General features: G+C 47.6%; 1 protein-coding gene. It reads right to left on the reverse strand.

From position 1 onward, the window contains the following. A partial coding sequence (locus WR49_RS20600) for a Tn3-like element ISShfr9 family transposase (RefSeq protein WP_046225265.1) occupies window positions 1-2,144 on the reverse strand: 2,144 nt, incomplete at its 3' end. Window positions 2,145-2,285: the final 141 nt, after the last annotated feature.

A 2,285-nucleotide genomic window follows, 5' to 3' on the forward strand; every position in this document is an offset into this window, starting at 1 on the left:
GTCATGGCCGTGATCCCTTTGTTGGTGCCGAAATACTTAGAGGAGTACCGGGTTTTAAAGGTTTCCAGATGGGTTTCGAATTTCTGACCATCCGCACTGGCATGCAGCTGGTCCTCCTGAATATGGTAGTGGCGGAAGATGGGTAGCGCTGCAACCGCATTATTGATCACGTCGCTGGCGTCATGCAGCGTTTCAGGCCGGATATAGTTGGCCTGCACCGTACTCAGGTGTTCATAGCTTCGATCGGAGATCTGCGCCATGCCATACACACCACGGTGAGTGGCGTTGGCAATCAGAATGGCCAGTAAATCATCCTGATGAGTGAACCCTTGTTTTTGTATCGGAAGTACATGAGTCAGACATTTCATGAACCCGGTTTCGCGCTCTACATACCGCAGTACATCCGCGATACCGACCGGTTGCATTCGCTTAAAAAAGGGATTGTTGACCAGAGATGTAGCGCTTTTGGTCGGCAGACGCCAGCGGGTACCGGTACGATTTTTCATGATCACATTTCGATTGTCTCCCTCATCAATATGGAGAGCAACGTCTTTGAGTGCACTTTCCAGCCGGTGTTGTTTCTCCTGTAACAATAACTCTGCGGGCTGTTTTAGTCTGTCCAGTGTTGATGAGGCCAGCAAGGTATCCTGCGATGTCTGGGGGATCAGGTCGTCTTCCAGTGCGCGGTATTTGGTAACATTTGGCAAATAAATGCGTCCATTCAGTCGTGAGGTTAACTGCCGGTAGAGCAGCCATTCGTAACGTTGCGGGTTAACGTTATCCTGTTTAACCAACCATGGGAGGTGCTTTTTCGGGATGAGCGACGTATCCTTCGTCTTCAGTGGTCCACCGAATGCGATTTCCGTCTGCATCTGTTGAAGTTGGGCGACGACGGCTTCTGAGCCTTTACCGGCCTCACATTCAAGGCACAAGAACACCTGCCTTAACAGTTGCTCCAGGAGATTGCATTGTTCATCGTAATGTTGCCACTGGTACTCTTCCACGGTCCGTTTCTGTTTTTTCAGGTAAAGGCAGAGGGTCTGGATATCCCTGTCATTCATGACCTTCAATGCCTGTTGTCTGACTACTGAGAAGGGTTGATTATCATCAATGTTCTCATCCACAAACAGATGCAGTAACTCTGCCGCTTTCGTGACATTGTCCGCGGCTGACTGCCAGGACAGGAACACTGCTTGTTGTGCAAAGGTGTTGGCAGCTTCTTGTTGCTTGCGGATATGGTAAATGAACCCATCAGTTAACCGTTCCAGTGCCAGTTGTATCCGCTCTGTCAGGTGACATAGCAACCATAGATGCTGCTGTGCGCGTTTGAATCGTTTGAGTTTACTACCGTAATAGTTGATGAGCTCACCGAAGTGTTGTCGATTTTTAAGAGACAGATTAAGCCCATCGATAACGCCATTGATTTGCGTGCGCCATGGCGCTAACTGATGATAAAGGGCAAGCTCTTTTTTAAGTTCAGGTACGGTCAGACTTTTTGCACCGCCTCTGAGCTGGTTCAGGCTTAGTCCGTCATCAATGGCTGTTATGCTGTCCAGAAAGACGTGAAGTTCAGGACTGGTGAGTTGATTAAGTTGGTGCGCCAGGTCTTTTCTGACCTGCTGCATCGCTCTGCTTATCAGTCTCTGGAGTACGGTGTACCTAGGGATAGCAATGCTGTGACTGGTTAGGAATTCAATAGCAGTATCAAAGAGGTAACGCGGCTCCAGCCAGGCATTGCCCACCTGAACAAGGTGGTCGAAAAGAGAATTGAAGTGCTGACTTTCGTCCCATTTGTGATAACCAGCAAGGTCTAATACTTTTGCGTAGAGTCGATCTTTTTGTTTTTGTGAGGGAGTGAATGGTCTGAGCCCCTTGCCGCCAAGCAGCTCTTTACTGATGAACATTAAATCCTTAGAAACCTGCGAGTAAGCGATATCTAGGATGACGGGCTTTGATTTGAAGTATCCCAAAATCGCGACAAAGTAACATCTATGAGCTCTGAGACGAATTGACCGAAAAACTGCCAATTCCGCATCGTTCAGAGAAAAGTACAGACGTTGTTCTTCGATTGAAAAAATGGGTGGGGAATAAAGATCTGCCTGTTCTGCTCTCGTGAGAATAGTAATTTCGTTTTTGATGGCCATATCAGGGCTGTTCCGTATTAAATGTACGATATTTACCTAATTTGCCACACTTATAAGTAGTAACCCACCTCCGCAGCCATTTATTGGTGTGGTCTACAGAGGATTAAGTCTTTTTAGAGGGGAAAATCCCTAGAACCCCAA

Origin of the sequence: Vibrio sp. ECSMB14106 (assembly GCF_000972265.1) — a bacterium.
In the GTDB taxonomy this organism is placed as follows: domain Bacteria; phylum Pseudomonadota; class Gammaproteobacteria; order Enterobacterales; family Vibrionaceae; genus Vibrio; species Vibrio kanaloae.